The sequence below is a fragment of the Curtobacterium sp. MCBD17_034 genome (assembly GCF_003234515.1).
Classification (GTDB): Bacteria; Actinomycetota; Actinomycetes; order Actinomycetales; family Microbacteriaceae; genus Curtobacterium.
Genome location: NZ_QKTN01000014.1, coordinates 38862 through 46619, shown reverse-complemented (window position 1 = coordinate 46619; position 7758 = coordinate 38862). Strand labels below are relative to the sequence as shown.

Sequence of the window (7758 nt, the reverse complement as noted above, 5' to 3'; positions counted from 1 at the left end):
CCCCCGCCGTCCCCACCGCCCCCACCCACCTGACCGTCGACGGCCTCAGCGCACCGATGGACGTCGACCCGAGCGTGCCCGTCCGGTTCTCCTGGCAGCCGGCCGTGCTCGAGCGTGCCGCCGCGGGCCTCCCGGCGGGCGCGCCCGACCAGCGGTCCTACCGCATCGTCGTCGCCGGCTCGAGCGCCGCCGCCGCAGCGGGGACCGGCGACATCTGGGACAGCGGGGTGGTGACGTCCGGCGCGAGCCAGAACGTGTCCTACGCCGGACCGACCCTCACCGCGGGGAGCCGCTCGTGGTTCTCGGTGCAGGTCGTCGACGGCGCGGGCGCGACCTCGCCGTGGGCGACGCCGGCGACGTTCGGCACCGCGCTCGGCGGCGACTGGGGTGGAGCCCGGGCGATCTGGTCCGAGACCCCGTCGAACACCTGGTCGAACTACACGCTGTCCGGGCACTTCACGATCACGGCGAGCGCCGCGACGGTCCTCCTCCGCGGGACCGACGCGAGCGACTACTACCTCTGGCAGTTCCAGGCAGCGAGCGACCGCCTGGTCGCCGAGGTCCGGCGGGCGGGCGCCTACCGGGTGCTCGGCACGGTCGACCTGCACGCAGAGGGCGTCGACCTGGCGGTGGGCCGGGACACCGCGTTCACCGTGTCGCTCGGCGGCGACACGATCACGACGACCATCGGCGGCACGACCGTGGACACCCGGACCGACGGGACGTTCGCGAGCGGGTGGATCGGCGTGCAGACCGGCACCCACGAGTCGGCCACCTTCCGATCGCTCGCCGTCGCGGACCGCACGGGCGCGACCCTCTGGTCGCAGTCGTCGTCGAGCACCGTCGCCGACCTCGGCTGCGGACGGGAGTCGCACGGCGTCCTCACCGTGTCGACCTCGCGCTCGTGCCTGTTCGACCCGTGGAGCAACTACACGTTCACCGAGACCTACGTCGCGACGGCGCAGCCGACCGGCGTCGTGTTCCGGGCGAAGGACGCGAAGAACGGCTACCTCTGGCAGTTCGACACCGCCACGTCGAGCCTCGTCCCGCAGGTGCAGGTGGCCGGCAAGTACAGCAAGCTCACGACGAAGAAGATCCCGCTCGGCATCAAGGTCACCTCGGGGCACGCGTACGCGATCAAGGTCCAGGTGTCCGGTTCGACCATCCGGACGTGGTTCGCCGGCCGACTGGTCGACACCCGCACCTCGCACACGGACACACGCGGCGTCATCGGCTACCGGAACGGCTCGAAGGAGAAGACGACGTTCTCGGGCCTGACCGTGACGAGCCCGGGCTCGAGCGTCCTGTACCGGAACACGTTCACGAGCAACGCCGACGTCCCCTGCGGCACGGTGTCCGGCGGCAAGGCGACGTTCCCGACCTCGGCGGCCTGCCTGATCCGCTCCGGTGCCGTGTCGGACTGGCTGTTCGCCCGCGACGAGGTGACGCTGCCGGCCCGGACGATCGCGTGGGCGACCCTCTCGGCGACCGCGACCTCCCCCGCGCCGTCCCGCCAGTACGTGTACAAGATCAGCGTCAACGGGAGCTTCGTCGGAGCCGGTCCGACCCAGTCGGTCAAGGAGGTCCGCTACGACAGCTACGACGTGACGTCCCTGCTGCACGCGGGGGCGACCAACGCGATCGGGGCCCTGCTGTACACGACGTCGGACCACCGGTTCCTCGCGGAGCTCGTCGTGCACTACACCGACGGCACCGAGACCCGCGTCGGCACCGGTCCCACCTGGCGGGTGCGCACCGGCACGGGCGTGTTCCCCGCCGCCGGCTCGGTGGGTACGTCCTACTACGCCGCTCCCGTCGAGGACATCGACGCACGCCAGTACCCGTCGGGCTTCGACACCGTCGGGTTCGACGACCACGCGTGGACGCTCGCCCAGGCACGCAGCGCGTTCGCGACCAGCACGCTCACCCCGACGCCGACCGCGACGATGCTCCAGGAGGACGACGCCCCGACGACGATCACGCGGCTCGGCACCGGGCACTACCTGCTCGACTTCGGCCAGACGCGGATCGGCGGGCTCCGGCTCGCGATGACGAGCCCGGACACGCGGACGGTGGACATCCGCTACGGCGAGGTCCTCGCCAGCGGTGGTGGGTCCGTCCAGTACCAGACCACCGCCGGCAACAAGTGGGAGGACCGCTGGACCCTCAAGACCGGCTCCCAGACCCTGCGCTCCTGGGGGATCCGGGTGTTCCGGTACGTCGAGGTGTCGAACGTGCCGCAGGCGGTGACGGCGCACGACCTGCAGGCCGAGGTGCTCCGCTACCCGATCGACGCGACGGCCGCGACGTTCTCGTCGTCGTCGAGCAAGCTCGACGCGGTGTGGCAGCTGTCGCGGAACACGATCATCGACGACACGCTGGACCTGTACGTCGACTCCTGGGAGCGCGAGCGTGGCGCGTACGAGGCCGACGCGTACATCGAGCAGACCGCGCAGGAGGCCCTGTCCGCGGACGGAGCGCTCGGCACCTACTCGGTGGACTACCTGCTCGCCCACCCGACCTGGCCGACCGAGTGGCGCCTGTACGACGTCCTCGCGGTGCACGATGCGTGGGAGGCCAGCGGCGACACGACCCAGATCCGCGCCGACTACGCCACGCTCCGCACCATCCCGCTGACCGGGTCGATCAGCCACGCGACGGGACTCGTCGACCACGCGGACGCCGACGACATCGTCGACTGGCCTGCCGGTGAGCGGGACGGCTACCAGCTGACCGACACCGACACGGTCGTGAACGCGCTGACCTACCGGGACCTCGTCGACCTCGCCGAGATGGCGGCCGCGATCGGGAAGACCGCGGACGCGGCGAGCTACCGGACCCAGGCGGCGTCCCTCCGGACCGCGATCAACGCCCGGCTCTGGGACGGCACGAAGGGTGCCTACCGCGACGGCCTGACCACGGGGACGAACAAGCCGATCGCGCACGAGGCCGTGCAAGCGACCGCGTTCGCCCTGGCGTTCGGCGTCGTCGATCCCGCGAACGTCCCGCGGGCGGCGTCGTACGTGACGGGGAAGGGCATGGCCTGCAGCGTCTACTGCGCCGCGTTCCTGCTCCCGGGTCTCTACTCGGCCGGCGCCGGATCGGCCGCGGACGCGCTGCTCACGGCGACGGACAAGACGAGCTGGATGAACATGGTGCGCGTCGGCGCGGGCTCGACGATGGAGGCGTGGGACAAGTCCCTCAAGGCCAACACGACCTACTCGCACCCGTGGGCCGCGTCGCCGGTCTCCGACGTCACGACCGGCCTGTTCGGCATCGTGCCCACCGCGCCCGGGTACGCGTCGTTCTCGGTGGCGCCGCAGCCCGGCGCCGTCGACCACGCCTCGGTCACCGAGCCCACGGTGCGCGGCACCATCGCCGCGGCCTACCAGCAACGGTCGGGAGGCGCGGTCGACCTGGCCCTGCGCGTCCCGTCCACGACGACCAGCGCGGTCACCCTGCCCGTCGGGGTGGGGTCCGGGACGACGGTCTGGGTCGACGGCGTCGCGACCACGGCGACCCGCTCGGGTTCCGCGCTCGTCGTGTCCGGGCTGCCGTCCGGCTGCCACCTGGTCTCGACCGTGTCCGCGACGAGCGCGGGGTCGGACGCGACCCTGGCCGGCCTCTGCTGACCCAGGCCCGCCGCGCTCCCCGGCCGGGCTCCCTCCGCCTGTTCTCGACATGACCGCTGTCGAACGACAACGGCGCCGTCGCCCTCGGACGCGTCACCGCCAGGGCAGCACGGACCAGGACAGCGGCCGCAGGACACCGCTGGCTCCGGCCGCCGGCCGGGAGACCCGGGGCGGCCCGCACCGCCCCTCCCGCCGTCAGATGGTCGGCGTGAGCGGCGGTGCCTCGTCGGTGAGGATCGTGAGGAGCGTCGCGATGCGTCCCTCCTGGACGGTGATGACGTCGATGCCGCGGGCGACCGGGGCATCGGCGGGTCCGAACGCCCAGGCGAGCGCGCCCGCGGTCCCGCTGACGTAGCGCGGGCCGTCCTCGGCGAACACGAACTCGGCGGGTGCTTCGTCGAGCAGTCCCGCGGCCTTGCCGAGCAGGGCGTCGCGACCGGTGACCGAGCCCTCGGGGTCGGTGAACACGACGTCGTCGGCGTAGGCGTCCTGGGCGGCGGCAGCGCGGGCGGACGCATCGCGCTGGCCGAACACGGCGTGCAGGTTGGCGGTGAGCAGCTCGTCGACGCTGGCCATGGGGGTCCTCCGGTCGGTGATCGGTGTCCGGTCAGTCTGGCGCGGAACCGGGGTGCACGCACCTGGGAAGGAGCAGTGCCCGTCCCCCGGGACTTTGGTCGATCGGGCTGGACCAACCGGCGGAAGGACGCGCGGAAGGGCATCTCGACTGGGACGACGCGGTCGTGGCCCCGCGCCAGCTCGACCTGCACCTCATCGTGTTCAGCGTGCTGTTCACCCCGCTGACCGACGAGCAGGCCGCCGCCTTCCGGCACGGCTACGGGCTGGTCGAGCTCCACGAGACCCGGCTCGTCCGGTACGCGTGCGTGCGGGCGCTCGAGGACCTCGTGGCGACCGCGCACGGCCTCGATATCGAGCTCGTCGAGGTGGCAGAACGTGGTGAGGTCGGGCAGCGCGAAGGTAGCGTGGGACACGTCGAGGTCTTCCGGACGGGCAGCTTGAGAACTTCCATCATCGGGGGACCTCGACCCCGCTCCAGCCCCACAGCTCACACCACGGCTACACCCTCGTCTGCGAAGAGCCGGAAAACGGATGCGGCAGAAGAGCGCCCGGTGCACCCGGGCGCTCTTCCGAGCCTGTCAGAGACTAGTGATCGTCAAGTCCGCAATAGCGAAGGGACTGATTGCATGTTTATTCGCCCAGTGACTGACGGACATAGTACGAGACAAGGTTCGCGCTACCGGTTGTGGATAGTGGAGTGGGGGCTGAATCGCAGATCCTCCGACCAGTCGTCGACTACTTGGAGTGGACTCAAGGTCGCTTACTGCCCCTACCGCAAGTAACTAGGGCCTCATACTTTCCCGCTTTCGCCCGCTTCACGGCGGTCGCGCTCATCCGAGCCATGCGCACGACCGCAACCGTGACCTGACGAGCGTCCTTCACTGGAACCGACGTCGAGCAGATCGCAACTATGATGTACGGACTTGAGAGCCCATCCTCGCGGCGCCTCAGTTCACCTGGTATATGCACGACTTGCCTGGCTATCGTTTGAGGCGAATTGCGTCCACCCAGGGAGGAGAGAGGCTGCCCGAGGTACTCGTCGAGCGATTTTTGCGTGGCGCACCCTGAAGTTCCCACCGCGATCGCGATGAGCACGGCGACTGCTGCCAGTACTCTACGCACCGTAAGGCATCCCAGTATCGATCTCGCAGGCCAACGCGGTGGAGCCGGGCTTGAATGCCGAGAGCACTCCACTAGTTTGCGTGACCGCCTTGTACTTCTTCTGTCGATCCTGCGTCGTCGACTGGATTTTGTACGTCCAGTAGTTCCCGATTCCAAATCCGTACAGGCACACCCGGCCCGTCGCGGGCACGAACTGCCCGCCGGTCCCGATGTCATTCAACGCGTGCGCCGGTGCGGACACCAGCACCGACCCGAGCAACGCAACCAACAACGACAGCACCACGGTGACCCACCGCGCACGCGAACGGCGAAGCGACATGAACGATCACAACAGCTCCCCCAACTCAATCCAGCCGCACAACCCCACCGGCTGTGATGACGCTGAACGTAGCTGAGTGGAATAGCGGAGTGCCACTGTTTCGTACCGGTACTGCTCGTTACTCCGTGTTGATGTGTACCTCGAACAGGGGCGGCAAGAATGCAAGAGCCCCGATGGTTCCCGGTATTCGAGCTGGTTTGCCCATCCGGATCAAAGCGCTGAAGATCCACTCAGCCATCCGGTCGCAGCCAGAGCGGGTCAGGACCATCGCCGTCAGCGACGGCGCCTCCCGTCCTCCCCGGCTCCGCTCCCGCTCACGTCGCGCGTCGCTGCAACCGCCGCCCCGCCCGCTCCTCGAGCCACCGCGCCCCGAGCAGCTCCCCGAGCGCCGGCCCGTACCGCGCGAGCGCCGCGCGCTGCACGTCCGCCGAGGCGTCGAGCACCGGCATCGGGACCCCGCCCTCGCGCCCGAGCCCCGCGACGGTATCCAGCTCCTCGACGACCCGGTCGACGCCGAACGTGGTCATGTCGTCCCCGTCGAGCAGGCGGTCGAGGTGCCGGTCCATGAACACGCTGCCCCCGGCGCTCGTGCGGAGCAGGGCGTGCAGGTGCTCGGGTTCGAGCCCCATCGCCTGCCCGACGAGCATGGCCTCGGTCGCCGCGGACGCGTGGGCGAACCACAGCGCGTTGGCGAGCAGCTTGACGACCTGCCCGTCCTCGGACCGGTCACCAGCGTGCCGGACGGTACCGCGGACGGTGAGGGCGTCGAGGACGGGACGGGCGCGCTCGACCGCTGCGGGCCTCCCACTCGCGAACAGGGTGAGGGCTGCCGCCGTCGCGTCGGCGACGGACCCACCCATCGGCGCGCACACGACATCGACGCCGTGGCCCGCCGCGACGGCGGCGAGCACCCGCGTCGTCCGTGGATCAGCTGACGTCAGGTCCAGCCACAATGCACCGGCCGGGAGGCCCGGCAGCGCCTCCGCCATGACGGCACCGAGCTCGGGTGGTCCGGGGAGCACCGTGACGAGGACGTCCACGCGGGCGAGGAGCTCGGCGAGCGTCGGTGCCCAGCGCGCCCCGGCGGCGAGGACGTCCGGCTCGCGGGCGGGGTCGATGTCGTGGGCGAGGACCGGCCCGAGCGCGACCAGGTGCGGCAGGAGCGCCGCGCCCATCCGACCGATCCCGACGACCCCGAGCGACGTCGAGGTCGTGGGCGGGGGCGTGGGCTCGGGCTGGCGCTCGTCGTGCACGCGATCACCTTCGCACGCGCCGGCCCTGAGCATGCCCCGCCGCGTGTCGAACACTCCGCTGCCGGTTGAACACCTCGATCGGGGTGTTCAACCGGAAGTGGGGTGTTCGACCGACGCGGGGTGTTCGACCGACGGCAGGAGGGTGCTCGGAGCGGCCGGACGACCTCAGGTCCGCGACCGCGCCAGGAGCCACACGAAGTACGGCGTCCCGATCACGGCAGTGAGCAGCCCCGCCCCGATCTGCGCCGGAGCGATCACGGTCCGCCCGAGCAGGTCCGCCAGGCACACGAGCACCGCGCCGAGCAGGACCGCGACCGGGACCACGCGGGCGTGCCGCCGACCGACCAGGGCCCGGGCCGCGTGCGGGGCGACGAGTCCGACGAACCCGATGGTGCCGACGGCGGCGACGGCGGTCGCGGTGAGCACGACACTCGTCACGAGGAACAGCAGCCGGGTCGCGGGCAGCCGGAGCCCGAGCAGACGCGGGGTGTCCTCGTCGAGCGAGACGAGGTCGAGCGCCCGGTGCCGCAGGCCGACCACCACGAGTCCGAGTGCGAGCGCGACGACGACCGGGACGACGTCGGGCATCGTCCGCCCGTAGGTCGATCCGGACAGCCAGGTCAGGGCCTTCGTCGCGTTGAACGGGTCGGTCAGGGCGATGAGCAGCCCGATGAGCGCCGTGGTCGCCGCCGAGGCCCCGATGCCGATGAGCACGAGCCGGTCCTGCCGGAAGCCCCCGCGCGCGGCGAGCCCGAACACGACCGCCGCGACCACCCCGGCCCCGGCGAGGAGCGCGGCGAGCACCCTCGGCACGCGCGTGTCCAGAACGTACGACACGATCGGCCCGGCACGCCCG

Annotated in this window: 5 protein-coding genes; 1 reads left to right on the top strand and 4 read right to left on the bottom strand. The window is 71.0% G+C overall.

Going from position 1 to position 7758, the window contains the following annotated elements; genetic code table 11:
* A partial coding sequence (locus tag DEI92_RS15445) for a family 78 glycoside hydrolase catalytic domain (protein WP_146249169.1) occupies positions 1-3632 on the top strand: 3632 nt, incomplete at its 5' end.
* A 195-nt stretch (positions 3633-3827) separates the two neighbouring features.
* On the opposite strand, the gene DEI92_RS15440 is transcribed toward DEI92_RS15445, so the two are convergent.
* The 4 genes from DEI92_RS15440 to DEI92_RS15420 form a co-directional block, all read right to left on the bottom strand.
* On the bottom strand, positions 3828-4208 hold the full coding sequence (locus tag DEI92_RS15440; protein ID WP_111014145.1) for a nuclear transport factor 2 family protein: 381 nt from the start codon (positions 4206-4208) through the stop codon (positions 3828-3830).
* A 1114-nt stretch (positions 4209-5322) separates the two neighbouring features.
* Positions 5323-5613: a hypothetical protein gene (locus DEI92_RS15430; RefSeq protein WP_146249168.1), complete on the bottom strand. Its 291-nt coding sequence runs from the start codon at positions 5611-5613 to the stop codon at positions 5323-5325.
* A 350-nt stretch (positions 5614-5963) separates the two neighbouring features.
* Positions 5964-6902 (bottom strand): NAD(P)-dependent oxidoreductase, encoded by a 939-nt coding sequence (locus tag DEI92_RS15425; protein WP_181434985.1) that lies wholly within the window; start codon positions 6900-6902, stop codon positions 5964-5966.
* 165 nt (positions 6903-7067) lie between these two features.
* Positions 7068-7758 (bottom strand): iron chelate uptake ABC transporter family permease subunit (locus DEI92_RS15420; RefSeq protein WP_111014152.1); only part of this gene is annotated, 691 nt, incomplete at its 5' end.